Origin of the sequence: Acholeplasma hippikon (assembly GCF_900660755.1) — a bacterium.
Lineage (GTDB): Bacteria > Bacillota_I > Bacilli_A > Acholeplasmatales > Acholeplasmataceae > Acholeplasma > Acholeplasma hippikon.
Genome location: NZ_LR215050.1, coordinates 786,662 through 810,709, shown reverse-complemented (window position 1 = coordinate 810,709; position 24,048 = coordinate 786,662). Strand labels below are relative to the sequence as shown.

At 29.1% G+C, this 24,048-nt stretch carries 35 protein-coding genes; 33 read left to right on the top strand and 2 right to left on the bottom strand.

Annotated elements, in window-relative coordinates; all coding sequences use genetic code 11:
* Window positions 1-195: 195 nt before the first annotated feature.
* The 11 genes from EXC59_RS04000 (at window position 196) to EXC59_RS03950 (ending at window position 7,975) form a co-directional block, all read left to right on the top strand.
* The gene (locus EXC59_RS04000; RefSeq protein ID WP_035368408.1) at window positions 196-1,002 is read left to right on the top strand and encodes a transporter substrate-binding domain-containing protein; all 807 of its coding nucleotides are present in this window, start codon (window positions 196-198) and stop codon (window positions 1,000-1,002) included.
* Window positions 1,003-1,004: 2 nt separating this feature from the next.
* On the top strand, window positions 1,005-1,682 hold the full coding sequence (locus tag EXC59_RS03995) for an amino acid ABC transporter permease (RefSeq protein ID WP_035368406.1): 678 nt from the start codon (window positions 1,005-1,007) through the stop codon (window positions 1,680-1,682).
* Window positions 1,672-2,415, top strand: a complete 744-nt coding sequence (locus EXC59_RS03990) for an amino acid ABC transporter ATP-binding protein (protein ID WP_035368404.1) — start codon at window positions 1,672-1,674, stop codon at window positions 2,413-2,415. Before EXC59_RS03995 ends, EXC59_RS03990 begins: the two co-directional genes overlap by 11 nt.
* A 33-nt stretch (window positions 2,416-2,448) precedes the next feature.
* Window positions 2,449-3,618: an aminoacetone oxidase family FAD-binding enzyme gene (locus tag EXC59_RS03985; protein WP_035368403.1), complete on the top strand. Its 1,170-nt coding sequence runs from the start codon at window positions 2,449-2,451 to the stop codon at window positions 3,616-3,618.
* Between the two features lie 291 nt (window positions 3,619-3,909).
* Window positions 3,910-4,512: a hypothetical protein gene (locus EXC59_RS03980; RefSeq protein WP_035368402.1), complete on the top strand. Its 603-nt coding sequence runs from the start codon at window positions 3,910-3,912 to the stop codon at window positions 4,510-4,512.
* Window positions 4,499-4,939 (top strand): GGDEF domain-containing protein, encoded by a 441-nt coding sequence (locus tag EXC59_RS03975; RefSeq protein WP_051658929.1) that lies wholly within the window; start codon window positions 4,499-4,501, stop codon window positions 4,937-4,939. Before EXC59_RS03980 ends, EXC59_RS03975 begins: the two co-directional genes overlap by 14 nt.
* A gap of 90 nt (window positions 4,940-5,029) precedes the next feature.
* Window positions 5,030-5,491, top strand: coding sequence for a hypothetical protein (locus tag EXC59_RS03970; RefSeq protein ID WP_035368401.1), 462 nt, complete (start codon window positions 5,030-5,032; stop codon window positions 5,489-5,491).
* A 16-nt stretch (window positions 5,492-5,507) separates the two neighbouring features.
* The gene (locus EXC59_RS03965; protein ID WP_035368400.1) at window positions 5,508-5,759 is read left to right on the top strand and encodes a GlsB/YeaQ/YmgE family stress response membrane protein; all 252 of its coding nucleotides are present in this window, start codon (window positions 5,508-5,510) and stop codon (window positions 5,757-5,759) included.
* A gap of 154 nt (window positions 5,760-5,913) precedes the next feature.
* Complete coding sequence (locus tag EXC59_RS03960) at window positions 5,914-6,255, top strand: CidA/LrgA family protein (RefSeq protein ID WP_162163894.1); 342 nt, start codon at window positions 5,914-5,916, stop codon at window positions 6,253-6,255.
* Window positions 6,252-6,944, top strand: a complete 693-nt coding sequence (locus tag EXC59_RS03955; RefSeq protein ID WP_035368397.1) for an LrgB family protein — start codon at window positions 6,252-6,254, stop codon at window positions 6,942-6,944. The genes EXC59_RS03960 and EXC59_RS03955 overlap by 4 nt, the downstream gene beginning before the upstream one ends.
* A gap of 20 nt (window positions 6,945-6,964) precedes the next feature.
* On the top strand, window positions 6,965-7,975 hold the full coding sequence (locus tag EXC59_RS03950; protein ID WP_035368396.1) for a GGDEF domain-containing protein: 1,011 nt from the start codon (window positions 6,965-6,967) through the stop codon (window positions 7,973-7,975).
* A 126-nt stretch (window positions 7,976-8,101) separates the two neighbouring features.
* On the opposite strand, the gene EXC59_RS03945 is transcribed toward EXC59_RS03950, so the two are convergent.
* Window positions 8,102-8,263 (bottom strand): transposase, encoded by a 162-nt coding sequence (locus EXC59_RS03945; RefSeq protein ID WP_129614253.1) that lies wholly within the window; start codon window positions 8,261-8,263, stop codon window positions 8,102-8,104.
* A gap of 25 nt (window positions 8,264-8,288) precedes the next feature.
* On the opposite strand from EXC59_RS03945, the gene EXC59_RS03940 reads away from it, so the two are divergent.
* The 3 genes from EXC59_RS03940 (at window position 8,289) to EXC59_RS03930 (ending at window position 9,401) form a co-directional block, all read left to right on the top strand.
* Window positions 8,289-8,684, top strand: coding sequence for a hypothetical protein (locus EXC59_RS03940; protein ID WP_035368395.1), 396 nt, complete (start codon window positions 8,289-8,291; stop codon window positions 8,682-8,684).
* A gap of 84 nt (window positions 8,685-8,768) precedes the next feature.
* Window positions 8,769-9,008: a hypothetical protein gene (locus EXC59_RS03935; RefSeq protein WP_035368392.1), complete on the top strand. Its 240-nt coding sequence runs from the start codon at window positions 8,769-8,771 to the stop codon at window positions 9,006-9,008.
* Between the two features lie 132 nt (window positions 9,009-9,140).
* Window positions 9,141-9,401, top strand: a complete 261-nt coding sequence (locus tag EXC59_RS03930; protein ID WP_035368390.1) for a hypothetical protein — start codon at window positions 9,141-9,143, stop codon at window positions 9,399-9,401.
* 20 nt (window positions 9,402-9,421) lie between these two features.
* Here EXC59_RS03930 and EXC59_RS03925 read toward each other — a convergent pair whose 3' ends face one another.
* Entirely contained in the window at window positions 9,422-9,847 is a 426-nt protein-coding gene (locus EXC59_RS03925) for a hypothetical protein (protein WP_035368388.1), read from the bottom strand.
* A gap of 162 nt (window positions 9,848-10,009) precedes the next feature.
* On the opposite strand from EXC59_RS03925, the gene EXC59_RS03920 reads away from it, so the two are divergent.
* The 19 genes from EXC59_RS03920 to EXC59_RS03840 all read left to right on the top strand — a co-directional run bounded on the left by EXC59_RS03920 (window position 10,010) and on the right by EXC59_RS03840 (window position 24,040).
* Window positions 10,010-10,447, top strand: a complete 438-nt coding sequence (locus tag EXC59_RS03920) for a hypothetical protein (RefSeq protein WP_162163893.1) — start codon at window positions 10,010-10,012, stop codon at window positions 10,445-10,447.
* 93 nt (window positions 10,448-10,540) lie between these two features.
* Window positions 10,541-11,458, top strand: a complete 918-nt coding sequence (locus EXC59_RS03915; protein ID WP_035368386.1) for an HNH endonuclease — start codon at window positions 10,541-10,543, stop codon at window positions 11,456-11,458.
* 232 nt (window positions 11,459-11,690) lie between these two features.
* On the top strand, window positions 11,691-11,987 hold the full coding sequence (locus tag EXC59_RS03910; RefSeq protein WP_035368385.1) for a hypothetical protein: 297 nt from the start codon (window positions 11,691-11,693) through the stop codon (window positions 11,985-11,987).
* Window positions 11,988-12,013: 26 nt separating this feature from the next.
* A complete protein-coding gene (locus tag EXC59_RS03905; protein ID WP_162163892.1) occupies window positions 12,014-12,229 on the top strand; it encodes a hypothetical protein in 216 nt (71 codons plus the stop codon).
* Window positions 12,230-12,235: 6 nt separating this feature from the next.
* A complete protein-coding gene (locus EXC59_RS07115) occupies window positions 12,236-12,487 on the top strand; it encodes a hypothetical protein (RefSeq protein ID WP_162163891.1) in 252 nt (83 codons plus the stop codon).
* A 3-nt stretch (window positions 12,488-12,490) separates the two neighbouring features.
* A complete protein-coding gene (locus tag EXC59_RS07110; protein WP_162163890.1) occupies window positions 12,491-12,760 on the top strand; it encodes a hypothetical protein in 270 nt (89 codons plus the stop codon).
* Window positions 12,761-12,972: 212 nt separating this feature from the next.
* Window positions 12,973-13,566 carry a hypothetical protein gene (locus EXC59_RS03895; protein ID WP_035368382.1) on the top strand — a complete coding sequence of 198 codons (594 nt, stop codon included), beginning with the start codon at window positions 12,973-12,975 and terminating at the stop codon, window positions 13,564-13,566.
* Between the two features lie 38 nt (window positions 13,567-13,604).
* Window positions 13,605-14,933 carry a hypothetical protein gene (locus tag EXC59_RS03890; protein ID WP_035368381.1) on the top strand — a complete coding sequence of 443 codons (1,329 nt, stop codon included), beginning with the start codon at window positions 13,605-13,607 and terminating at the stop codon, window positions 14,931-14,933.
* Between the two features lie 188 nt (window positions 14,934-15,121).
* On the top strand, window positions 15,122-16,540 hold the full coding sequence (locus EXC59_RS03885) for a replication initiation factor domain-containing protein (protein ID WP_162163889.1): 1,419 nt from the start codon (window positions 15,122-15,124) through the stop codon (window positions 16,538-16,540).
* Window positions 16,540-16,812, top strand: a complete 273-nt coding sequence (locus tag EXC59_RS03880) for a hypothetical protein (RefSeq protein ID WP_035368376.1) — start codon at window positions 16,540-16,542, stop codon at window positions 16,810-16,812. Before EXC59_RS03885 ends, EXC59_RS03880 begins: the two co-directional genes overlap by 1 nt.
* 2 nt (window positions 16,813-16,814) lie before the next feature.
* Entirely contained in the window at window positions 16,815-17,534 is a 720-nt protein-coding gene (locus tag EXC59_RS03875; RefSeq protein ID WP_035368374.1) for a S1 family peptidase, read from the top strand.
* Window positions 17,535-17,603: 69 nt separating this feature from the next.
* The gene (locus tag EXC59_RS03870; RefSeq protein ID WP_162163888.1) at window positions 17,604-17,774 is read left to right on the top strand and encodes a hypothetical protein; all 171 of its coding nucleotides are present in this window, start codon (window positions 17,604-17,606) and stop codon (window positions 17,772-17,774) included.
* A complete protein-coding gene (locus EXC59_RS07105; RefSeq protein WP_162163887.1) occupies window positions 17,771-17,950 on the top strand; it encodes a hypothetical protein in 180 nt (59 codons plus the stop codon). The genes EXC59_RS03870 and EXC59_RS07105 overlap by 4 nt, the downstream gene beginning before the upstream one ends.
* On the top strand, window positions 17,922-18,464 hold the full coding sequence (locus EXC59_RS03865) for a hypothetical protein (protein WP_051658928.1): 543 nt from the start codon (window positions 17,922-17,924) through the stop codon (window positions 18,462-18,464). Before EXC59_RS07105 ends, EXC59_RS03865 begins: the two co-directional genes overlap by 29 nt.
* 14 nt (window positions 18,465-18,478) lie before the next feature.
* Complete coding sequence (locus tag EXC59_RS03860) at window positions 18,479-18,781, top strand: hypothetical protein (RefSeq protein ID WP_035368368.1); 303 nt, start codon at window positions 18,479-18,481, stop codon at window positions 18,779-18,781.
* Window positions 18,782-18,868: 87 nt separating this feature from the next.
* The gene (locus EXC59_RS03855) at window positions 18,869-20,482 is read left to right on the top strand and encodes an immunoglobulin-like domain-containing protein (RefSeq protein WP_035368367.1); all 1,614 of its coding nucleotides are present in this window, start codon (window positions 18,869-18,871) and stop codon (window positions 20,480-20,482) included.
* Between the two features lie 51 nt (window positions 20,483-20,533).
* Window positions 20,534-22,465: a hypothetical protein gene (locus EXC59_RS03850; protein WP_035368365.1), complete on the top strand. Its 1,932-nt coding sequence runs from the start codon at window positions 20,534-20,536 to the stop codon at window positions 22,463-22,465.
* 1 nt (window position 22,466) lies between these two features.
* Window positions 22,467-22,814, top strand: coding sequence for a DUF3850 domain-containing protein (locus EXC59_RS03845; protein ID WP_051658927.1), 348 nt, complete (start codon window positions 22,467-22,469; stop codon window positions 22,812-22,814).
* Between the two features lie 359 nt (window positions 22,815-23,173).
* A complete protein-coding gene (locus EXC59_RS03840) occupies window positions 23,174-24,040 on the top strand; it encodes a tyrosine-type recombinase/integrase (protein WP_051658926.1) in 867 nt (288 codons plus the stop codon).
* Window positions 24,041-24,048: the final 8 nt, after the last annotated feature.

The following is a 24,048-nucleotide window of genomic DNA, read 5'->3' as shown; positions in this document are numbered from 1 at the left end:
ATACCACACACCAACTCATCTATCAGGTTTAAACGTATAACTGGCGTTAACGGTTTTAAGAGCTAACTTTTTTAAAAGGTTAGAATCAAGGTGGTACCGCGGAAAAGTATTTTCGTCCTTGGCATGATTAAATGCCAGGGATTTTTTTATTCCCATAGTTAACAAAATAATAATAAAATAAAGAGGAGAGACAAAATGAAAAAATTATTATTAAGTTTATTTGTAGTATTAGGTTTAGTGACTTTAGTAGGTTGCCAAACAGAAAGTTCGACAGTATTTGACTTCATCTTAGATGAATCATATACAGAGTTTATGGTATTAGGTACATCAGCTGATTATGCACCATATGAATGGTTAATCATTGATGAAAACAATAAAACTCAATTAGTTGGTTTCGATATTGAATTAGCAAAAGAAATTGCTAAAGCATTAGGAAAGAACTTAAGAGTTTTAAACAGAGGATTTGACTTCCTTTTAGATGATTTAGAAGCAGGAAAAGTTGACTTCGTTATCTCAGCAGTAACTCCAACAGCTAAGCGTGCTGAACAAGTTGATTTCTCAAATATCTACTTCCAATCACAACAATCAGTAGTTGTTAAGAAAACTGATTTAGATAAATATACATCAATCGAATCATTAAATGTTGCAACAGTTAAAGTTGGTGCACAATTAGGTTCTATCCAACAAGACCTAACAACTGAAAACTTTGGTTCAGCACAAAACTTATTCTTACAATCAGTTAATGATTTATTATTCAACTTACAACAAGGTAAAGTAAATGCAGTAGTCTTAGAATCTGCAGTTGCGAAAGGGTTCATTGCAAATCAACCTGACTACGCGATCGCTAACTTCACAATCGGAAATTCAGAAGATGGAGCAGCGGTAGCCGTTAGAAAAGGAAATCAAGAACTAGTTTCAAAGATTAACGAAGTGATTGCATCACTGATTGAAACTGGTAAGATGGACCAATATGTAAACGATGCAATCATCTTAAATAGCTAATTATGAACTTTGATTTTTTATTAGATACAAATTTTCTATATACATTATTAAATGGACTTTTAATGACATTGATACTTGCGTTAATCGCAGTATTTATTGGTTCAATTCTTGGGATTATCCCAGCATTTATGCGTTTAAGCAAGATTAAACCAATTAGCTTTATCGGACAGGCTTATGTTGAAATCATTAGAGGAACCCCACTTTTAGTACAAGTTTTAATTATTTACAGCCTAGTTAAATTACCAATTACGATTGTCCTAGGGGTTGACCTTTCAAGCTTCATACCTGGTATGCTTGCCTTAACGATTAATGCGAGTGCTTATATTGCTGAATTAATCCGTGGTGGTATCCAATCTGTTGATAAAGGTCAAACAGAAGCATCATTAAGTTTAGGTTTAACAAAACATCAAACGATGCGTTATGTTGTGATGCCACAAGCATTAAAAAACATCTTACCAAGTTTAGGTAATGAGTTTGCGGCATTAATTAAAGAAACATCAATTTTTATGTACTTAGGTATTGCAGAATTAATGTATGCAGCACAAATTGTTAAAAATGGAACTTACCGTATGATGGAAGTTTATATTGTTACAGCAGTCCTTTACTTCACATTAACATTCACCACAGCAAGATTAATGGGCTTAGTTGAAAAGAAAATGAGGAAGCATGATGAAAGATAAATTATTTACTGTTAATAACTTAACAAAGAAATTTAAAAATGGTGTAGTTGCCTTAGATGATGTTTCAGTAGAAATTAATCAAGGGGTAACTGTGATTATTGGACCTTCTGGTTCAGGTAAATCAACAATTTTAAGAATGCTTAATGCAATGGAAACGCCATCTAGTGGTGAAGTCTTCTATAAAGATACAACGAATATTTTTGAAAAAGGTTTTAAATTAAATTTATACCGTCAAAAAGTTGGTATGGTTTTCCAAAACTTCCATTTATTTCCTCATTTAACTGTCTTAAAGAACTTAAATTTAGCACAAATGAATGTCTTAAAGCGAAGTGAAGCAGAAGCAACTGAAATTTCAATTAACTACTTAACAAAGGTTGGGTTAATTGATAAGAAGGATGTTTATCCAAATCAGTTATCAGGTGGACAAAAACAAAGAATTGCAATCGCAAGATCATTATGTATGAATCCAGATGTGATTTTATTTGATGAACCAACATCAGCTTTAGATCCAGAAATGATTTTAGAAGTATTAAATGTAATGCAAGATTTAGCTAACCAAGGTATGAACATGATTATTGTTACCCATGAAATGAACTTTGCAAGAAGAGTAGCAGATGACTTAATTGTGATGGATAAGGGTAAGATTATTGAAAGAAATACGCCAGAAGAAATTTTTAACAACGCAAAAAATCCACGTACAAAAGAATTCTTAGAACGTGTAATTCATGTATAATATGAATTAGATTATAGATGAATGAGGAATAATATGAATCCAATCGTAATTATCGGTGGTGGACCTGCAGGCATGATGGCTGCAATCTCAGCCAAAATGCACAATAAAAGCTATGAAGTCATTTTAGTAGAACGCAATAAAGACTTAGGAACAAAGATGAAATTAACGGGTGGCGGCAGATGTAATGTAACTGCAAGAATGCCAGTTGATGAAGTTGTTGAATATATTCCTAAAAACGGAAGATTTTTATATTCAACGCTAAATAACTTTGGTCCGTTAAACATTATTGATTTTTTTGAAAAGATGAACTGTAAGTTAAAAGAAGAGGACCACTTTAGAATGTTTCCTCAATCAAATAAAGCACAAGATATTGTAGATACCTTAAAAGAAAAAATAAAAGAGTTACGTATCACTGTCCGATTAAATAGTTATGTAACTGATTTAGATGTAGACAAAAAAGAAATTCTAATAGAAAATCAAAAATTAAAATATCAACACTTAATTATCGCAACTGGGGGCATCACTTTACCACAAACAGGTAGTGATGGTACAGGGCACACGTTAGCAAAAAAATATGGTCATACCATAACTAAACTGTTACCTGCCGAAGTACCACTTGTATCAAATGATGAATTTATTCATGAGAAAACACTTCAAGGATTATCTTTTAAAGATGTAACAGTGAGTGTTTATGATGATAAAAAGATAAAGAAAACCATTACGCATGACCTTTTAATTACGCACTTCGGATATTCAGGTCCTGCTGCACTACGTGCATCATTCTATGTCTTAAACCTATTGGAAAAAGAAAATAAACCAGTTAGACTTACAATTGACTTTATCCCTAAAGTATCTTTAGGTGAACTAGAACAGTCAAAAGACTTAGATGAATTATTTAGATTACATAATGTTCCTAAACGCTTAGTTGATTTCTGTAAGGAAAAATCAGGTAAGGAGTACTTAAAAATGCTTAAAGCATTTGAAGCAACTACTTATACAACCAGAGGTTTCCCTGCAGCGTTTGTTACAAACGGTGGGGTTGAAGTAAAAGAAGTAGATCCAAAGACGATGCGTTCTAAATTAAATCCATATGTATCATTTTGTGGAGAGGTTTTAGATATTAACGCATTTACAGGTGGATTTAACATTACTTCAGCATTTTCAACAGGTTTTACTGCAGGAAGCAATGTAAACTTAGACTAAAGAGCCAAAAAAATGGCTCTTTTTTATTTAAAAGTATCACTTTTCGTGACTGAAATATTAACTTATGATAATATACTAATACGAAAAATTAACTTTAAATAAGTGGGGAGACTTATTTATAAGGAACATCAATGTAAAATAATTTAATTTATTTTAATTGATCAAGAGGTATATTATGATCGTCACGTCTTTCATTATGGGTTTATTCTCATTAACAATTTTAGCTGCTATTAAATATTCAATGCGAGCAAATAAATTAAAAAATACAGGGGAGAAAATCTTTTTTTCCTTGTGTTTGGAACACAATTACTTGTTTTAGTTGAAATTTTTTCTAGAATGCACACATTAAACACTGATTTTGGGCTTATCTTTTCTCAAGTGGGCAATTTCTTACTTTATGCATTAAATCCGTTACTTGCAACTTTATGGTTTATGTATATTCATTACCAAATTCACTCAAGTGACAAATTGCTTAAAAATGTTTGGTACTATGGACTACTCGTTGTAGGACTTAACTTAATTATCGTGTTAATTAATCTAAAATTTGGATTTTTATATACATTATCTTCAAACTATGCATATGAAAGAGGAACAGTTTTCATGTTAACTGAATTACTGAACCTCACGATTTTATTGGGTACTGTGATCTTAATTTTAATGTACAAAAAACGTTTAACTTATGAACATATTAAAACGTATCTTATTGTCATCTTAATCCCAATGATTGGATTAGTTTTACAAATATTCTTTGAAGGTTATCCAGTTGCAGTACATTCAGTTGTATTAGCTCTCATTGTAAAATATGTTAATCTACAAAATAAGAAGATTAACCATGATTATTTAACAGGGCTCTTTAATCGACGTCAATTAGATTATTACATTGAAGACATTTAAGTTAGCAAGGAAAACAAAAGAAGGATTTTCGGTCATTTTAGTCGATTTAGACGACTTTAAAATGATTAACGATACAATGGGCCATCATATTGGTGATGAAGCATTAAAAATGACGGCATATTTATTACGTACAAGTATCCCTCAAACTGACTTTGTTGCTAGATTTGGTGGTGTTGAGTTTTATATCATTAGTGAATCAGATACAGATGATAAAGTTCATGAATTAATTCAAAAAATAGAATATAACTTTGAGCTTCATAACTCATATAGTCAATCATTTAAACTTAGCCCTTCAATTGGTTATACCTTAGTTGAAGCTGAATCAACCAAGACTGTACATGGCTTACAAGAACTTGTTGATGTAGAAATGTATAAGAATAAAATGACAAGAAAAGAACGAAATAAGTTAACCATAAGAAGTAATTAAACTCGACACTTACCTTTAGGGGTAGGTATTTTTATTTGTAAAATGAGGACATAGATAGTACAATAAAATTATTAAAGGGAAGGTGATGAAATGAAAAAAAGAAGTAACAGTGGTTTAAATATTAGACAAATCATGAGTGTTTTCGCATTAGTTTTAGGTATTTTACCTTTAGCACTTGCAGGATTAAAGGTTGTTAGTTACAATGTTTTAATCACAACTGTTGAAGTCAGTGGATTTGATGCAGCATTTGGTAATGATAACTTAGATCCTAACTTCGGTGTGATGTTAGCATACTTATTACCGCTTGCAGGTGGTATTTTAGCTTTACTATCCAATGTCATGGGCAAAGGCAACAGATTATTTAATATCTTAAGCTTAGCAGCATTTGTAGTGAGTGCAATTATGTTATTTATGATTCCACAGTTTATGGCATGGAATATTGGAGATTCATTAACGTTTGAACCTAAAATGTTAAATGGCGTGATTTTTGCTGCAATACCAACAATTTTAGGTGGATTAACTCAAGTATTTTTACTTGCTACTAACGATTAAATAAAGGAGATTATAAATGGTTAATATACTTTTATGGTTATTATTTGGTGCTGCTGCAGGTACAATTGCTGGATGGGTATTAAAAGATAAAAGAGGTTTAATTGGTGATATTGTTGTAGGTATTATTGGTTCATTCTTAGCAGGGTGGGCTGGTACCGGATTTAAGAGTTTTACTACAACAACGCTTTCTTGGACAGGGTTCTTCACATCCATCTTAGGAGCGATCGTATTCATTGCTGTATTAAATTTAATTACAAAGAGAAAATAGTTAAAATCCTTAGGGCAACCTAGGGTTTTTTTCTTTCCATATGAAAAATTTAAAAACAATTTTTCCAAGTATGAAAATATTATAGAAAAACAAGCATTCTATTTTCGTTTCATATATAATAAATCGGAAAGCAAAATTGTTAGGTGAGTTTTATATGAAAATATTATTTCAAATATTTATACTGATGCTTTTTACCTTTTTAGGAGAGCTTATCGCAAGTGTTTTACCATTTAATTTCCCTGGAAGTTTAATTGGTCTTTTACTCTTGTTTATCTCTTTATTATTTGGTTTAATTAAACCAAGTCATTTAAAAGAAGTAAGTAGTTTCTTACAAAAATATATGGCCTTTTTATTTGTACCACTTTGTGTGGGTTTGATGAGGTATTTTGAACTAATCAAATTACATTGGATTGAAATTATTTTAGTTTTAGTTGTATCAACTTTAATAACTTTAATTACAACAGGATTAATCGCACAAAGGAGTATTAGAAAATGAGTACATTAATTTGGGCGTTACCTCTCACAATTGGCGTATATATAACATTTTTATATATACAAAATCGAACTAAAATTGCATTATTAAATCCTTTATTATTAACTAGTGTTACAATAATTATCGTACTTTTAATGGGTAATATTGACTATAAAGATTATGAAGTTGGATCAAGTGTTATTACCTATTTAATTGGACCCGCAACAGTTTCATTAGCAATCCCACTTTACGAGAAATTAGGTATGTTAAAAAAACACTGGAAAGTTGTTACCGTTTCAATCTTATCTGGCGTATTTGCACATGCTTTATGTATTATTTTAATTACGTTTATCTTAAAATCAACACCAGAAATGGTTGCAACCTTTATTCCTAAATCCGTTACAACTGCAATTGCAAAAGATATTAGTTTATCTTTAGGTGGTAATGTGAGTTTAACGGTTGTAATCGTTGTTTTAACGGGTGTTTTAGGTGCAGTTTTAGCGCCGAATATGTTTAAGATCTTTGGCATTAAAGAACCAATCGCAAGAGGGTTAGCACTAGGTTCTGCAGCACATGCTGTAGGCACATCGAAGGCATTAGAGTTTGGAGATTTAGATGCGAGCATGGCGACATTGTCATTAATCATTACAGGGATTATCACTGTAATAACTGCTCCATTTATTTATGACCTTATTTTATTGCTAATAAAGTAAAAAGTATTTAGGAGTTTATCTTGAAAAGAAGCAGCACGACAGATCAAATCGTACACACAAAACTTTATAAAACAGCTCTTTTCATTGGATTGATTTTATCAGTAATTGCGATTACTGGTAATTTCATGGGTGGTTTACCGATTGTAGAAAATATTAAGTGGTTAGTTCTATTAATTACTTGTACGGTTTCACTTGCATTATTTGAAAATAATAGAGCCAAAGAAACAACTAAGTTTATTTTATTTTTCATTATCATTTGGATTTTTATTCCACTTGGGTTTATTGAAACTGGAAGTTCTAAAAATGTAACTTTTAGTTATTTAATGCTTACAGTCATTTTAGTTAGTTTATTATTCTCAGGTGTGAAAAGAATATTCTTTTTAGCATCACTTTTAACAGTATTTGTGATTCTACACTTTTTAGATTATCACTTTAAGATGCCAACGGATTTATTTACAGATGAATCCTATTTCTTAGACCAACTGATTCAAATTCCATTTATTATGTTATCAGCGATTTATATTTTGATTCAGTATGCAAATGAATATGCTAAATTAAACCAAAGATTAGACGATCAAGCAAACATTGATGTCTTAACCACACTTTATAACAGAAGAGGTTTTAATAAAGCCATTCAAGATATTGTTAAGTACAATATCACGAATGCACAATTAGGGTTCATTGATATTGATAACTTTAAACAATTGAATGACTCATATGGACATTCAATAGGTGATGAAGCATTACGTGTCTTAAGTAACTTTATGCGTCAGGCGATTAACCCTAGTCAACATATTCTCGCACGTTGGGGTGGAGATGAATTCGCAATTATCTATTATGGTAATAAATCATGTTTAGAAGCACATTTAGAAAACATTAAAAATCAATTTATAAATTATGCAGCAAATTATCTACCTGTAGTAAATATTTCAATGAGTGTTATTTCATTTAGTGATTATAACTCATTAGAAGAAGCAATTACAGCGGCAGATAAACTTTTATATAAAGATAAATATTTAAAGAATAAGTAAGGGTCCTTTTTATAGGACTTTTTTCTTTATTTTTAAAAAGATGATACAATAAGATTAAATAGTAAAATATCAATCTTTTGGAGTTTGAAAGAAACGCTCTTTCCCATAGAGTCTATACTGATATACCTATCTTGCAGGCAATGTATCGTTTAGACTCCCTGATGATAAATACATATCATATTTAGACGCTGCTTGACTGTATGAGAGTTCATTTTCAATGATGTCTAAAACGACCTTTAATTTGAATTCTCCGCTCCATAGTCTATTTGTTTTCTTTTTATCTTTCATGTGATCCCTCCTGCATACACTTATATTGTATCAAAGTACAGGTTTTTGGTATCAGTTCAAAGTTATCTTTGTTAGTTTACCAACAAAAGTAAAACCAAGTCCTGATGATACTGAAATTAGTATTTTTATGGAGCGTATTAATGAGTTTGATATAAACCTCATTATGCGTTTGGCAAAAGATACTGAAAATGGTTTAATGATTAACATGAAGTGCGACATTGTTTCAGATCCAAAAGGGAAACATTTTACTAATTTATATGACTCAGCAAAAATTAATAAATATAACCATATAACTCCGGTTACTGAAATGCATTATAACCAAAATGATTATGTATCAATTATTTGGATAGGTAATTTATTTTATGATGCACATAACCAGCCGATAACAACTCAACTTCAAGTCTATTATTTAGTAGATTAATCATGAATCATAAGATAAATCTGTAGCACTTTTTAAAATTTAGCATTATAATGAAGCAAAAATTTAATCTTTAGGAGGATTCATATGAAAGCAATCTTAAGAATGGTTTTCTTTGTATTATTCATCATAACAGCTGTTTTATACGGTTTACAATTTGTTAATAATTTTGATTCTATTGTTGAAGTGTTTGGAGAGTTTGCCTTTAGTATAGATTGGCTTGTAGCTTTATATGATTCAATTCGATCAATCATTATTCAAGCCAATGACTTAATGATGTTAATGATTTTTCAGTTACTAGTTATGTTAGTTTTAAAGAAGAAGTAAAAGAATAAAGCATGAGTAAAAAAACTCATGCTTTTTTAATAAGACGAATTTAGACCTTATAGATAAAAGAATAATAAGTCATAATTGTAGTGATAAAATATAACTAAAACAAGAGTTAAAAGAGGGGATAAAATGAGGTTTTTATTAAGAAAAATTGTAACACTTATTTTTATATTTACTTTAATCATGTATTTGATGCCATTTGGATCAGTATTTGAATTAATAGCGGGGATAATAGCAAATCTAGATTTTAGTTGGAAGAGTCTATCAGGTATTTATTTGGCTTTACGTATAGTAATTGTTACAAATACTGATATTGTAATTTTAATGATTTTTGAAGTATTGTGTATTATCGCACTTAGAAAAAAACAAAAAAAGGATGTTACAGAGTAGAGCTGTGGCATCCTTTTTCTTTACCAAAGATTAATAACTTTAGTTGCAAGTCTTACAAAGAAGAACTCAGCAGTATATGCTACAAATACTAACCATGGGAATACTTTTAAGGTAATAATGAAATGTTCATAGGTTAAGCTATTAGCATAAACTGATGCTGTAAAACTTAAAATTGCAGTTAATATAAAGTTAAATACAAGTCCAATAACAAAATCATTCTTTTCTTTTGTAAAGATACGAATAATTAAGATACTAAATTCTCTTAATGGAATAAAGGCTCCAATTGTTGCTGAGACTAAACCATTATATAAACTGAATAATAAAACATTTTTTAATACTAATGAATAACCTTGGATTAGTGGTGCAGCAATACTCATCACTAATGAGATACCAAATGAAATAATAAGATTAGCAACCCAAAATTTTGCTGATTTTAATTTCTGCATAATACTCCTTATTTAATTAATTGTAATTAATCGTAATTTAATGTGCAAAAATATTATATCAAAAGATAAGACATTTGATATAAATAAAATTCACCCATTACATAAAAGGACCATTAATCGTGGTAAAATAAAGGTAATAGAATACGTATCGGGGGATATGAAATGAAAAAGAAAACATTTATTTTTATGGTTTCAGCATTTTTACTCTACTTGGTATTGGTCATTAGTTTAGAGTTTGTCACGTTAAAAATATCAAGTCTAGGTGATATTAATATCATATTTTATTTGATGTTTGGACTCTCTCAACTCATTATTGCAGGCATACTTTCTTTTGTATGTTATTTTTTAGTTAAATTTAGAAATCATAAATTCTATAGAATCTTAATGCCTATCTTCTTTACTGTGTTATTTGTAGCAGGAGGATTCATGGTATATGGATCGCTATTAACTGAAGTTGTAATCTCTAATCCAGCACAACAAGCTGAATTAGATATATTAAAGTTAGGAAGGGATTTATTCCAATTAGGTATTGAATTATTCATCATTTCATTATTCTCATTTGGGATGACAATTGGAATATATGAGAGTTTTTTAGATTGAAAGTAGAAAAATATAGAATCTTACAAATGTTGTATTATAATCAACTTGAATTATTAAGGGAATAAGTAACGAAAGGCAATGGTAATTTAATAAATGAATAAAATTTTTGAAGAAGAGTTAAAAAACTTAAATACAAGTTATTTTATTTTTGATACAGGGCATAACACCCATGAAGATGAAGATTTTAGAACGTATTCGTGGGACAGTAGTAAATATAATCGAGTTAAAGAAGGAGATCTCTTCTTATATAGAAAACCAAATAGAGCTACAAAAAATAACATGTTTTATTTTTTTGGTGCTGGTAAAGTTGAACAAATCATCAAAAATGGAACCTCTATGAAAGCTATCATCTCCAAACCTTATGTTTTTGAAGAGTTTCTACTAGGTAAGGACCTTTTAGAATTTAAGTGGAAATTTAAAGAACGAAAACAAGAAGGTTGGGCACACTTTTTCAATCAGTATGGTATGACACAAATTTCAAAAGATGATTTTATTAATATGATTAATTTTCAAAAAACAAATTCATACCGACTTGAATTTGATGAAAGAAGTGCAGATGAATTAAATGAGGAAATTGAAGTTTTAAATAAAATTGAAGCTGGTGTCTTTTCATATGAGAGTAAAGAAGTAGTAACAAAAGTGCGTGGTGCTGCTCAACAAGCATTTGCTAAAAAAGTAAAGATGAATTATAAAAACACTTGTGCCGTCACAGGCATTACACACAGAGACTTCTTAATTGCTTCTCATATAATTCCATGGGCAGTTGATAAAGAAAATAGAATTAATCCGAAAAACGGAATTTGCTTATCTCCTATATTTGATAAGGCTTTTGATGCTGGATATGTATCATTTGATGATAATTATAAATTATTAATTTCTAAAGAAGTTAAAGATAAAGTATTATCTGATTATTTATATAAATATAAGGATAGAAAAATAAATACTTATGGTGGGGACTACCCAGATAAGAAGTTTTTAAAATGGCACAGAGAAAACATTTTTAGAAATTAACAATAAAAAAAGGATTCCATTTAGGAATCCTTGTTTAATATCTAACTGGAGCCGGCGAGGGGAATCGGACACATTCAGCACTATTGATAAGAATAATGATAGAGAGAGAAATCTCTCTTTTTTGTTCTTTGGAAACTTAATAAAATAGTCTGAATTATAAGTGAGGTAAATACTTCTCAGACTAGAGTATTTATCTCACTTATTTTTATAAATTAACGAAAGGAGAAATTTAATGGCAAAAAGGAAATCTAGTTATCAACCTGATCTTTATGGAACACTGGATAAATTTGAATATCAGGGTTCAAAACTAATAAAGAAAGAAAGACTTAACGATCAGAAACTAAATGTTGATCATTGGAAGTTTAATAGTAAATTCGATAAATCGTTAGGAGCGAAATCAACTATTAGAAAAAACTTTGATTACAAAGTTGGTCAAGAAGCTATAACTTCTTATACTACTAGATTTGGCGACCGTAAAGTTGTTTATAAGAGAGATTTCTCTCAACCAATTATTAAAGTTAATAAATAGTCAAATGACTTAAAAAAGGAGGGTTTATGTTACCAATCATTTTAACTGAAGTGCCTGAAGTTCCAGCTGAAGAAGTAGTTGAAACAACTAACAAATTAGTTGAATTCTTTACTGAAACTTTACCTGAACATATGAGTTTATATTGGCACTGGTATTTAATTGGTATCTTGGTTGTTACAGTTGTATTACTTGCTGTATCTAAAAAAGATAACAAACGTAAAAAATATTATAGAAAAGGGTGATATTAAATGCCGTTTTATAGATTAAGAAAAGATGAAATATCTGAAATTAAAAGATCTGGCATTGGTTATCGAGAAAAACATATTCTTGATAACAAAGGACTGGTTGTAAGAAGTAAAGGCTCCGGTCCAAATTCAATGGTGATTGATGTTTATAAGAAAGGTATCAATCCAAAAAAAGGTTATGGTCAGAATGATTCAATTACTATCTTAAAGACAAAACATAAAGGTCAAAAAGCTAGATACGATATTATAGGTTGATTTATGACTAAACAAGAAAAATTAGCCTTTGATAGAAGCGTAAACGCTCATTCTAGATTAGCTTTGAATTATGGCTTGAAATTCATTTATGAAGAACAAAAGCCAATTTATAACATTAAAGCTAATTACCATAACACTTGTTCAATAAAAATGCGTAATGAAAATCGAAGATTAACTAGATCTGAGAAAAAAGCAATCTTTAAGGAAAAAGTACTTAAGGATAATAAGTTTAGAGAAAAACTTGCTAGACAAGATAGAAAACTCAAGAAGTAGTTTGATTGAACATTAAACTTATAAAAAGTTATTTAGCAAATGCTATTCACATGGTGCCAAAAACTACTAGTTGGATTGTTGGGATTAGTTAAGTACCATATTTGGTTAAATGCAACGAGGGGTTCAGCCAATTTCTCTTATATAGAGCGACTCGGAAGTTGTAGTCGAAAAAGTAACAACAAAATATAAATTAAATTAGGAGAAAATTTAAAATGGAAAACTTAGAGAAACAAACAAAAAAAGAAACTAAGGTTGTAGTTGAACAACCAAAATTTGTTGAATTAAAAAACTTAACAAATGAAGATGTAAAAAATTTACCAATTATTAATGCTAAATTTAGAAGATCAATTAATGCAAGTGGTCTGAATACTGGAATCATCTTACCTTTAGAACCTACAACATTATATATTCCTTTACTTTCATCAATGAGAAATGCAAACGGTAAATCAAGACAATTATCTTATTTCTTACCTGATACATTCATTTCAATCATGTTGGAATTAGGATTAAAAGAAAAAGATGAACAAGGAAAACAAGTTAATGAATGGTTACATCCAGTTGCAATTCGATTTGTTAAAGGGAAATATTTAAATAGTGATAAAGAATACTATTCAATCGAAGTTGTTTTCAAACAGTATAAGTACCACGTTCAATTCTTAAATCCACAACAAGTTAAGATTTTAGAAACATTATCAGAACAAGGTAAATTATTAGATCGTGCTAAGAAACCTTATAAAGTAAATTGGATTGAAAGACCTGAAGCTATTGGAGAAGTAGAATCGGATGAATCCGAATTTACATTCTAAATTTGATAAATAAATAATACATAAAGGAAGTCTTAGACATGACAAATACCGTTTTAATCAAATTTGGTGTTATATATTTAGTTCTAATACTTCCTTTATTTTTAGTAAAAGTTAGAAGTATTAGATTAAAAAGACTGTTTGATAGAACAGTTGGAATTATTCAAAGTATTATTGGATGGATAATTGGTATCAATGGAAAAATTCGTGTTGGTAAAACATCTTTCCAATCCGGATTATCATCAGTTTGTCAGCTTTTAATTATTCAAAAAATTGAAGATTTACTTTTAAAGATAAAACGAATTTTTGTAAAAATAGATTTCAATCAATTTGATTCTATTATTGCAGCTAAACTTATCGAAAAGGATTTCCCTGACATTGAATTAATCGCTGATCAGATGTTAGATTTATATGAATTGAATGGCGATACCCTACATTTCAACATGATTGGTAATGTAACGGTCAGAAAGTTATTTATTGATTATATATTTGGATTTTATTGTTTGAACATTAGAAGAAACTTTGTTCAATCTAAAACTCCAATTTATTCTAATATTACTCATCAGTTCAATATGAATTTAAATACGGATTGGTTATCCATTAGAAAAGCTTATAGAGATAAGGATTATTCCATCTTAGATTGGATGGTATTACTTATAGATGAAGTTACTGATGAAGCCGGAGCAATGAAATATTTAGAAGATTTAAAAGATGAATCAGGAGCTAAAGAATATCGAAGAAAGTTTGGTCAAATCCATCAGGAAAGAAACTGGATTATTACAACCAAACAAGATGTTATGGATGAGGTTAAGAAGTATAGAAATCTAACACATACACACGTTATTCTTGATCAGAGTGTTTACACAATTGGGAATTATAAACTGCTTTATAAAACGATTGAATTCATCTATTTTCTTCCAGTTAAAATCTATACATTATTGGTTGTTTATCCAATATCCTTTGGTCATCTTTTTAGAAGATTACTTAGAAAAGATTATCTTACTTTTCATGAAATATATGATATTAGACACGCAAAAGTTGGAATCATTCGTAAACAAGAAAATAAACTTTATTACCATAAGAATTTTTTTGATTCAATTGGTCTGAATGTTTATACAGGATATATGATTGATAAAGCTGAAGATATCGAAAGAGCAACAGCTGAGCGTGATTATATTAAACTTTGCATACCTACAACATATTGTTGGGGTACTTACAATACACATCTATACGCTTCAATGCAACAAGATTTATTAAGAAATTCAAATACTAGATCAGAAGTAGTTAATCCATTTACCAATAATAAGTTCTTTGATCAAACGGATAGTGATGATAAAGAGAATGGAGATGGTAATTTTGAGTTTAACTAGGGCAATAATAATTATTATTTTTTCAAATATTATACACTTACTCCTCGTTTACTTTTTCATCATTAGATCTTATCTTCGCTTTATAAGTGAACAACGTTATAGAAATGAGTTATATCAAGAAAATCATTTAAAAATGAAAGAAGAAACTCTCAATAATGTTGATCCAGGAGCGAATGAATCTAATGAAAATGGAAAGTAAAAATGATTTAAAAGTTTCGTGGGGGGGGTCTAACAGCCCCCTTACCTGTACAAATCATGATTTTTTCTTAGATAACTACGTTCATGGAAAAGAAGTTAAGATTGACTGGTTTCAAGTAACGTTTGATTTCATTGATGTCAAAAAGAACGATAAGTTTTATTATGAGTTGGATATGAATTCACCACTGCTTAATGAATTGTTGGGTTTGTTAAAAAGAAATACAAATATCAATAATTTAGAAAGAATGCCAAAAGGTCAGTTTGGTTACTTGCATGGTTATTATGTAGATGAATTTATTTGGTTATTTTATGGTGGAAATCAAAATAAGCGAGAAAAATATCCAATTACACTTACATTAACTGGTCAGGGTTGTAGAGCTTTTGAAATCATGGGTGGAAATTGGGTCAAACTATTTCAATTCTTTAGATTCCATGGCGATTCATTTATTAAGGTTGGTCGATTAGACTTAGCCATTGATGATTATGATGGAAATATCATCACACCATATCAAATTCTTCCTTATGTAGAACAAAACCATGTTGTAACTCAATTTAGAACAGTTACATTACATAGGGGATGGACATTAGGGGAAGCAAGTGAATCTCAAGGTTTTACATTAACGTTTGGAGCTAGAGGCTCTAATCAACTTCAAATATATGATAAAAGATTAGAACGTGATCAGATGGATCAACCTGATTTAAATACTCCGGTTTGGTATCGTTATGAAATGAGATTTACTGATGAAAAAGCACTACAGGTAATGGAACTTTATACGGTATCAGTTGATCATGATGATTCACAAACATTTATGTCTTATGCAAAACAGCTTTTACTGACTTGTTTAGATATAAAAGAATTCAATCCAAATGATGACAACAAGAGAAGATGGAATACTTTACCGGCATGGAAAGAATTTACGGATAGTTTAGAAAAAATAGATTTAAGAAGTAAAAATAAGATTGATACTACGATTGAGAAAAAAATAAAGTGGTTTAACAGTGATATGGCTACTACGCTATTAGAAATGTACTATGCATATGATGGAGATTTTGGAAATGCAATGTACCAACTAATGGGAGATAGTAAGTTTAAACAAAAACATCTTAATAGATTAAATGCTTATTTAAGAAAGATGGGTAAACCGGAAAAGACACTTGCTGATATTAGTTTTGAACAAAATATTTTAAAAGAAATGTATGTATCGGATGGACTTCCTCAAATACCTTATGAAAATAGAACGGATGTCTGTGAAGTCTTATCATACGTTATGTTAACTCAAGATATAAACGATGAAAATAAAATATCTCTTTCTAATGTAAATAATTATTTTGATAAGTATTATGAGGATTTAGGAAGAGAAAATAGAAGAACATTAGAACTGAAAACTAAAAATAAGGATGTGATCTGATGAATCATTTTGATAGTGATGTTATAGATAGCTATGTGATGACAAAAAGAACATTAGAGCGAATGAAAACCTCTAAGCTTTCGATGAAAGAAAAACAGGGTTTCGTAGAAAGAATTTTGAATCAAAAGAAAAAAGTTAAGGATTATAAAAATATACCAACTCTTAAAGATAGAGTACCTTATTATGAAGCTGATTTTAAAGCATTGATGGATCATAAAAAAGAAATGCATTTAAAAGGTTTAACAATTTATGGTAACCCTCTAAAGAGGTAATTATGAAGAAAATTATCTTAATAATTGCAGTAGTCTTTATTGGACTAGGAATATTCTTAATTGAGCCAAAAGAAAAAGAAGTAATAACTGATCCAGGTATTGAAGATAATTCACCTACTGCTAATCAATCAGTTATGAAATTGAATTATAAATTGGTCAGAAATAATGAACAACTAGAAGCTAATGCTTCAGCAGTTATTATTTCATCCGATGATAATTTCTATTACGTAGTAACAAATTATCATGCGATTAATCATCCTGATTTCACAGCTGTTGAATTAAAATTAACAGACTTTTATGGAAATCAGTATGATGGTGAAATCATGGTAATTAATACTTCACATAAATTGATATCTCAATTTTATGATTTAGCATTAATTAAATTTACTAAAACGGAAGTTGAATTATCACCAGTGATAATTCGGGTTAGCCCCTTAAACATTTCGGATTTAGTAACATCAATAGGCTATGTTAATGATGAGAAAAAGATTGAAATGGGATATTTTAATGGCTTAGGAAAATTTGCTAATTCACAGTTTGATATTATTGACCATTCTTGTGAAATAGAAAGAGGCTTTAGTGGTGGAGGATTATTTGATAGATATGGAAAATTAGTAGGTATTAATTTTGGAGTATCATCAACTGATCAAGGACAATTCATTACAGCATATGCAATACCAGTAAGCTGCGTATTGGAATATATTCAAATATTTAACATTTAATAGTTTTACGACTCTGAAGTTGTAGTCGAAAAAGTAACAACAAAAAAAGATAGATAAGAGGAATTTATTATGGCAATTAAAACAGAAGTGATATTTAACTCGGATAATATTATTTTAGTAAAGTTTACATCTCCATTTTTAATCCATTTTATAGTTTATACTCCATGGGGATATGAAACATTTAAAGATTATAATTTAGCTCTATTATTCTTTAATGAAAGACTTGAGGAACTAAGATGATTAAAGATAAATATAAAATTTTAGATACATTAAATGATTTAATACAAGAAATAACAACTCTTTTGAAGAATAACAACATAACATTTATTGAACTTGATGTTGATAAAAAAGAAGTCAAAAGATTAGATATAAAGTTTGAGGATTATGATGAATCAATTAATTCCTATTACATATGAAGAAAATTGTTTGATTGATAAGAATCATGTTGCAACTCCTAGGAAAGTCGTTGAACAAATATATAACTTAATTGGAATTAGCGACTTTAAAAGTGTTTGGTTACCATTTAATAATTATGATAGCGAATTTAAATATAAAGCTGAAGAATTAAATATTAAATATAAAGCTACACATATTTTTGATGATTTAGGGAATGATTTCTTTATCACGAATCCACCTGATAATTGTGATTTGATGATAAGTAATCCTCCTTTTGAACAACAGAATGAGATTATTAAACGTTCGTTTGATTTAATTGATAAAGGTCAGATTAAATCATTTGCACTATTACTGCCTTTATCAACTTTAGAAACAAAATATAGAGCTAATCTATATGAAAAATATAAAGATAAGATTTCAATAATTATCTTTAAAGATAGAATTAAATTTTTAGGAAAAACCACAGCATTTAATAAAGCGTGTTGTTGGGTTTGTTATAACATTGAAAAATTACCACCATTAAGTTGGGTGTAAAAATAGGAGATTAAATGCCTAGATTAAAACGCAGTAAATTTATGTTTAATCATCGATCTAAACATCCAGCATTAGTATATGATGATCTGGGTAAAGAATATGGATATATAAGTATTACACATTCAAAGAAAACTCATAATGTAAAAAACATTGAATTAAAAGAAAATTTTAATAGAGAGGATAAATTGAAATCTTATATTCTGCCATATCCAAAAAAAGATAAAAAAAAGGTTTTTACTAATGAAAAAACCAAAATGGTTATAGGTAGTAAAAACCGTAGAATTATCGAAAAAGTAAAAAAAAGACCTTATAAATAAAAAAAGTAACGTATTATAGAAAATTAATTCTACGTATCTATACGTTACACACTCATTATAACATAAAAAATAAATAGGAGATAAAAAATGAAAAAAACGATTCATTTAATTTTAGTTTTATTTAGTTTATTAGGTGTAGCAATGACTACGCAAAAGACTTTTGCAGCTGAAACATATCCGTTAAGGGTTACGATTAATGGTCAGAATTATAATGCTTCAGAGTCTATGTGGATTGAAATGCTAGATTACAGCCAACAAATTTCATTCGTAGCAAACGGAATCCAATATAGAACATATGCTGTTGGGATTTATGCTCAACCATATGGTGGGTTTATGATTGAACTTGGTGATGATTTAGTAATGATCGATGGAGTTTTCAATTCAATTACATTCGTAACATATAATCCAGCAACTGCTTCAGATGGTGGATTTGCAAGATTTATGTCAGGTATGATTACTGAGATTCCGGATGCTAAAAGTTTTACAATTACAGCAACTACTTCATATATAATTCCGGACAATACAAGACCAGCAATTAGTGGTCAGGAAACATTTGTTGTTTCAGTAGATGATCCAAAACCAGTTTCATTCTTCCAAGGATACTTAAGTGCTTATGATGAAACTGATGGAAACATTACAAATAGAATTACAGTTAAATCTGAAAACTATACAGCTAATAGTTCAACATTAGGTACATATCAAATCACATTCTCAGTTAAAGATACTGCTCAAAATGAGTCAACTTTAGTGGTTAATGTTCAAGTGGTCGATGTAACAAAACCAGTTATTACAGGTAATACATCAATTGCTGATATTTCATATACTCAAACATGGAATATTAATACATTTAAATCTACATTAACTGTAACTGATAACGTAGATAATTTAAATGCTTCAAATATTGTTGTTGAAAGTGATGGATATACATCAAATAAAACAAATTTAGGAACATATACTGTTGTCTATTCAGTAACTGATAGTTCAGGTAATAAAGCAACATTTACTAAACAGGTCAGAGTAATTGATGATGTTGCTCCAGTATTTAGTGGTCCAACAGCAATTACTAAACCTAATAATTCGATTTTAACAGTTAATGATATTAAGGCTCAACTTTCAGCTAATGATGTTAAAGAGGGCGATAAGAAAGCACAAATCACAGTTAAGACTGATAACTATACTGGTAAAGGAAATATTACTGGATCATACACAATTGTCTTTGAAGTAAAAGACTCTAAAGGAAATACAGCAACTCATACAGTTACTGTTACAGTAGCCGATAATATTCCTCCAGTTTGGTATATTCAAAATGGTGTATCAATTAAATTAATTTCTCCAGCAACATTAACTAGACAACAAATCTTAGATTTATTAGTTGCAACTGGGCAGTTAAATATTAATTCAACAACACAAATTAATTTCATTATTGATGAATATACTGGTCATGAAGATACTGCAGGATTCTATTCAGTGACAATTGGATATTCGGATTCATCAGGTAACGAGGGAATAAAGAATTTAGATATTGAAGTTGTTTCTAATGAAAATACTACACCGATTGTTATTGAACCTGAACAAAACTTCTTTGAAAAAGTAGGTTCATTTATTAAAGAAAATCCATTTGAAACTACTCTAATTGGATTAGGTATTGTAATTATTATTGGATTTGGTATTTCAGCTTTACCTAAGAGAAGAAGATATTAATCATTAGGGTGGTGTTAAATCACCACCTTAATTTTTGGAAAGGGAAAAATAATGAAATTTAAAAAAATATATATATCACTATTAGTTTTAATGTCAATGATCTTGTTCATTCCTAATGTGTATGCATATGAATTTACAACTGATTACGATATTAATACAGCATTTTCAATTCAAGATATTGGATGGTCTAACCCTGAAGTAGCATATTATCTAACTGATACTGGATGGACTTATACAACAGGAGCAGATGTGTTTGATTCATTTATTTATGTTAACTCTCCTAAAGTATTTATTGATGCTGAAATTTTACAATATGTAGAAGTTCCAAACTATGTTATTCATTATGATGGTACAACTGAAACGAATATATTTGATATGGTCTATTTATACTTTTATGAGTCCAAGTCATCAACAACTCCATCAGGATATGCAACATTATCAAATACAGCTTCAGGAGAATTATCAACATATAAACTAAATACTCCAAGAAATATGGAAACTTCAGGTAAATGGATGCAAATCGTAGGTGGATTAGATCTGTATAAAAAAGGTGGTCAATTATCATATGATACTCATCAAAAGATTAAGACAATTATTAATGGTAATCCTACAATAGAAAATACATACGCAAATAGACTTCGATTATATACAGCTTCATTTAGATTATCGTTTAATCAAACTTGGATTGATAATGTTAGTTTTCTTAAAGATAGAGGCTATGAATCTATTGTTACATTAAGACATTCTTCAACAACAAATCCACCTGAAGAAACTACTGTTGGTGATTTGCCAACAACTGATGATAATTTATTAGGTAATGTATTCTTTGAAGTAGATGATTATAAGGTCGATGTTACAATTTGGTATCAAGGAAATCCTTATTTAATTAGTTTTAATTTTACTGATTCTACCGACATGAGTTTGTTTAATACACATGAAGCTTACTTTTTAAATAAAGAAAATAAACCTCAAATTTACATTAATAAATCAAAGGATAGATTATATTTAAGAGATATTTTAAGTGCTGATTCCGAACTTGAACCAGCATTTGTTCCACACGTTATTTGGGATCTGAATACAAACGAATTAAAGAGTATTGATAAATATAATGCCTATGCATATATTAAACAAAATAATGAGGGAGTGTTAGTAGCTTATTATTATGTTGATAGTTTCATTATGGATAATGTATTATCAACTACTTTAACTTATACTTCAAGACAACATACTAAGAATTGGTTTGGTATAGTCGATAAGCGTACTGATTGGACTACTTACAGCTGGACATATACCAATGATAAATACTTAGAATATAGAGATTTATCATCGCATTGGTCATATTGGATTCCCGGCTGGAACTTAATATTTGCTAATATTAGAAAAAACACAATATTAACAATGCCTAGAATAGAATCAGTAGATTTTTATAGTCAGCAGTCTTATTACAATATTACTAAGAGTGAATTAGAACTTGCTTATTCATCGGTTGATTCTAAATTCATTAATATCAAGGATAATCCAAGATATAAAGTTTGGGCTTTTGCGTTACAAGAGGGTAAATCTCTTGATATGGGATGGATTGGAAAAGTGCAAACTGAATTTTATAATAATGAAGCCAATCCTGATGATCCAAGAAACTTAAAGATAATTGAAATGGTTTATGAAACGGATGGTAAGCTTTATACAACAGTTGGAGAAGATATGAATTTGAAAATTGTTGTTCAACCTAAAATTGATGGTATTAAAAATGAAACTGAATCAAATTTTAATTTAATTTTAATTTTAGTAATCGTTATTATCATTTTAGTATTGATTCTATTATTTAGTAGACCATCAGCTGCACGACCAGTAGTAAGAAATGTGTATGTTAGAAGAAGTCGAGGAAATTATCAATCCGGAGTTTCTCCACTAATTGCTGTTTTAAGTATATTATTTATTATTGGATTATTGATATTAGCACTAAGTAAAGGATGGTTTAGTTAATATGAATGATTTTGTATTTATTTCTAATCCTGATACTAATGAACAAAACGCAGTGCCAGTTAAAAATAATGGACAATATTTTATTGAAAAACCAAAGACTGTTCACGATTTAAAAATATTTAAAAGATTCTATATTGATGTTCACTTAGGTAAGAAAAAGTGTGAGATCAGAAAGAATGATAGAGGATATCGTGAGGGTGATCTGATTCAATTTACAATCATTAATAATGATTATGAAATAATTGAACAAGCAGTAACTAAATATATCATTACTCATGTTCTAAATTTTGAACAAGGATTAAATGATGGATACGTAGCGTTATCTATTGAAAAGTATAAAGGTAAATAAATATGCCTTTCCAATGGTTATTTGATATTGTTCTATGGATTTGGAATAATCTTTCTTGGATACTTCCATTTGGGATATTTATATTTTTCTTTAGTTTAGTAGCACCAGTTACAAGAACAGTTAGAAATGTTCAGTATTCATTTAAGGAATCAATTACCCCTTTAGGGTTCATAGTTTTCATAATATTAACAGTATTTGCACTCTTAGTATCAGGATTGATTGGCAATATATTTTAAAGCTAAAGGTAATTACTTTGTGATTACCTTTTCTTTTATAGAATAAGATGTTTTAGGACAAATTTTATTAGATAATTATTTTTGGGTTTCGCTACTGGACTTAGAAATAATAGGGAGATTTTTATGAAAGAAATTAGTGTATATTTTGATAAATATTTAGATTATTGCCAACTATATAGAAAAAAAGGAACCTTAAATTATTATAAAAAAGTATTTATATATTTTAATCAAGTGTTTGACCAAATGAAAATTACTTATTTTGAAGAATTAAATGAAGATAGTCATGATCAGATTGTTAGATATATGAAGTTTGTATCTAAAAAAAAGAATAGCAAAAGTAATGACTATATATCAGCATTTTATACTGTGATAAAGCATTTTAATATCAATTGTAATATTGTTAGAAGAAGAAAATTAAATGATGATACTGATTCGTTTAGAACTATACCTGATAATGAATTAAATGTTATTTTGAACTATTTAAACTCATTAGATATATACAAAACTTCAAATAGATCCTGGATATTAGCTATACTTTTAATGTTAGATACTGGGGTTAGAATCAATGAATTAATTGAAATAAAAAATAAGAACATTGATTTTTCTTCAAGGTATATTTTCTTGGATGAAACGAAATCAGGTAAGAAAAGAGTAGTTAAGTTTGGATCATTATCGGAAGATTTGCTGAAACTTAATTATGATATTAATCATGAATATTTAATGTGGAATTATTATAATGATTCTAGAATGACTAAACACTCTTTATATCATTTTTTTGACAGGTTGAATTCAGCACTAAATCTTGATTCAGGTAACGTTCATCCACATAGATTAAGAAAGACTTTCGCAACTAAATTATTGAGAATGGGATGTCCAATAACAACTATTCAAAAGCTACTTGGCCATTCAGATATTAAAATGACAATGATCTATTTAGAAGTAGATGACTTTATGGTTAATAAAGACTTTAATGAATATTATCCATATTAAAAAAAAGA

Excerpts from the sequence above, each read along its gene's own strand:
- EXC59_RS03945 (WP_129614253.1), bottom strand. The coding sequence starts at position 8,263 with ATGAAAGATAAAAAGAAAACAAATAGACTATGGAGCGGAGAATTCAAA.
- EXC59_RS03880 (WP_035368376.1), top strand. The coding sequence starts at position 16,540 with ATGAATCATTTTGATAGTGATGTTATAGATAGCTATGTGATGACAAAA.
- EXC59_RS03870 (WP_162163888.1), top strand. The coding sequence starts at position 17,604 with ATGGCAATTAAAACAGAAGTGATATTTAACTCGGATAATATTATTTTA.
- EXC59_RS07110 (WP_162163890.1), top strand. The coding sequence starts at position 12,491 with ATGACTAAACAAGAAAAATTAGCCTTTGATAGAAGCGTAAACGCTCAT.
- EXC59_RS03905 (WP_162163892.1), top strand. The coding sequence starts at position 12,014 with ATGTTACCAATCATTTTAACTGAAGTGCCTGAAGTTCCAGCTGAAGAA.
- EXC59_RS03915 (WP_035368386.1), top strand. The coding sequence starts at position 10,541 with ATGAATAAAATTTTTGAAGAAGAGTTAAAAAACTTAAATACAAGTTAT.
- EXC59_RS03970 (WP_035368401.1), top strand. The coding sequence starts at position 5,030 with ATGAAAAAAAGAAGTAACAGTGGTTTAAATATTAGACAAATCATGAGT.
- EXC59_RS03840 (WP_051658926.1), top strand. The coding sequence starts at position 23,174 with ATGAAAGAAATTAGTGTATATTTTGATAAATATTTAGATTATTGCCAA.
- EXC59_RS03990 (WP_035368404.1), top strand. The coding sequence starts at position 1,672 with ATGAAAGATAAATTATTTACTGTTAATAACTTAACAAAGAAATTTAAA.
- EXC59_RS03920 (WP_162163893.1), top strand. The coding sequence starts at position 10,010 with ATGAAAAAGAAAACATTTATTTTTATGGTTTCAGCATTTTTACTCTAC.
- EXC59_RS07105 (WP_162163887.1), top strand. The coding sequence starts at position 17,771 with ATGATTAAAGATAAATATAAAATTTTAGATACATTAAATGATTTAATA.
- EXC59_RS03965 (WP_035368400.1), top strand. The coding sequence starts at position 5,508 with ATGGTTAATATACTTTTATGGTTATTATTTGGTGCTGCTGCAGGTACA.
- EXC59_RS03955 (WP_035368397.1), top strand. The coding sequence starts at position 6,252 with ATGAGTACATTAATTTGGGCGTTACCTCTCACAATTGGCGTATATATA.
- EXC59_RS03995 (WP_035368406.1), top strand. The coding sequence starts at position 1,005 with ATGAACTTTGATTTTTTATTAGATACAAATTTTCTATATACATTATTA.
- EXC59_RS03885 (WP_162163889.1), top strand. The coding sequence starts at position 15,122 with ATGGAAAGTAAAAATGATTTAAAAGTTTCGTGGGGGGGGTCTAACAGC.
- EXC59_RS03960 (WP_162163894.1), top strand. The coding sequence starts at position 5,914 with ATGAAAATATTATTTCAAATATTTATACTGATGCTTTTTACCTTTTTA.
- EXC59_RS03890 (WP_035368381.1), top strand. The coding sequence starts at position 13,605 with ATGACAAATACCGTTTTAATCAAATTTGGTGTTATATATTTAGTTCTA.
- EXC59_RS03895 (WP_035368382.1), top strand. The coding sequence starts at position 12,973 with ATGGAAAACTTAGAGAAACAAACAAAAAAAGAAACTAAGGTTGTAGTT.
- EXC59_RS03925 (WP_035368388.1), bottom strand. The coding sequence starts at position 9,847 with ATGCAGAAATTAAAATCAGCAAAATTTTGGGTTGCTAATCTTATTATT.
- EXC59_RS03930 (WP_035368390.1), top strand. The coding sequence starts at position 9,141 with ATGAGGTTTTTATTAAGAAAAATTGTAACACTTATTTTTATATTTACT.
- EXC59_RS03875 (WP_035368374.1), top strand. The coding sequence starts at position 16,815 with ATGAAGAAAATTATCTTAATAATTGCAGTAGTCTTTATTGGACTAGGA.
- EXC59_RS04000 (WP_035368408.1), top strand. The coding sequence starts at position 196 with ATGAAAAAATTATTATTAAGTTTATTTGTAGTATTAGGTTTAGTGACT.
- EXC59_RS03910 (WP_035368385.1), top strand. The coding sequence starts at position 11,691 with ATGGCAAAAAGGAAATCTAGTTATCAACCTGATCTTTATGGAACACTG.
- EXC59_RS07115 (WP_162163891.1), top strand. The coding sequence starts at position 12,236 with ATGCCGTTTTATAGATTAAGAAAAGATGAAATATCTGAAATTAAAAGA.
- EXC59_RS03850 (WP_035368365.1), top strand. The coding sequence starts at position 20,534 with ATGAAATTTAAAAAAATATATATATCACTATTAGTTTTAATGTCAATG.
- EXC59_RS03985 (WP_035368403.1), top strand. The coding sequence starts at position 2,449 with ATGAATCCAATCGTAATTATCGGTGGTGGACCTGCAGGCATGATGGCT.
- EXC59_RS03860 (WP_035368368.1), top strand. The coding sequence starts at position 18,479 with ATGCCTAGATTAAAACGCAGTAAATTTATGTTTAATCATCGATCTAAA.
- EXC59_RS03845 (WP_051658927.1), top strand. The coding sequence starts at position 22,467 with ATGAATGATTTTGTATTTATTTCTAATCCTGATACTAATGAACAAAAC.
- EXC59_RS03865 (WP_051658928.1), top strand. The coding sequence starts at position 17,922 with ATGAATCAATTAATTCCTATTACATATGAAGAAAATTGTTTGATTGAT.
- EXC59_RS03935 (WP_035368392.1), top strand. The coding sequence starts at position 8,769 with ATGAAAGCAATCTTAAGAATGGTTTTCTTTGTATTATTCATCATAACA.
- EXC59_RS03855 (WP_035368367.1), top strand. The coding sequence starts at position 18,869 with ATGAAAAAAACGATTCATTTAATTTTAGTTTTATTTAGTTTATTAGGT.